We start from the raw sequence: 576 nt of genomic DNA on the forward strand, positions 1-576 counted from the left end.
CCAGATGTTCCAGGCTACAAACCATACTTGCCAGATCCAAAAGATCCAAGCAAACCAGGTCAACCAGTAGAACCAGGAAAACCAATCACTCCTGAAAAACCAGGTGACGACACACCAATCATCTACGTTCCAATCGTAAATGATGTGAAGAAACCAACTAAACAAACAGTTAAGTTTGAAGGAGCAGGCGATAAGACTCCAGGAGACAATGTCCAAGATGACTTCACCTTTACTGGTAAAGAAAACAAAGCTTCTGGAACTACAACATGGAATGAGAAGAGCCATACTTACGGTAAGGTATCTGTACCAGTAATTCCAGGTTACTACGCTGATAAGACAGAAGCCGGTGGTAAGACAGTTACTCCAGAAAATCCTGAAGCAACAGATACAGTTACTTACAAACCGCTTGGTAGCTTGGTTCCAAAATCTGATGATCCGAAATTCCCATCAACACCAGATGTGAAATATCCAAATGATCCAACAGATCCAAGCAAACCAGGTAAACCAGTTGTACCAGATGTTCCAGGCTACAAACCATACTTGCCAGATCCAAAAGATCCAAGCAAACCAGGTCAA

1 protein-coding gene is annotated in these 576 nt (G+C 42.5%); it reads left to right on the forward strand.

Features of this window, described 5'->3' with window-relative positions; translation table 11 throughout:
- Positions 1 to 576 (forward strand): mucin-binding protein (locus ADI86_RS11905; RefSeq protein ID WP_049532305.1); only part of this gene is annotated, 576 nt, incomplete at both ends.

It is taken from the genome of Streptococcus pseudopneumoniae (assembly GCF_001074975.1).
GTDB classification, from domain to species: Bacteria; Bacillota; Bacilli; order Lactobacillales; family Streptococcaceae; genus Streptococcus; species Streptococcus pseudopneumoniae_D.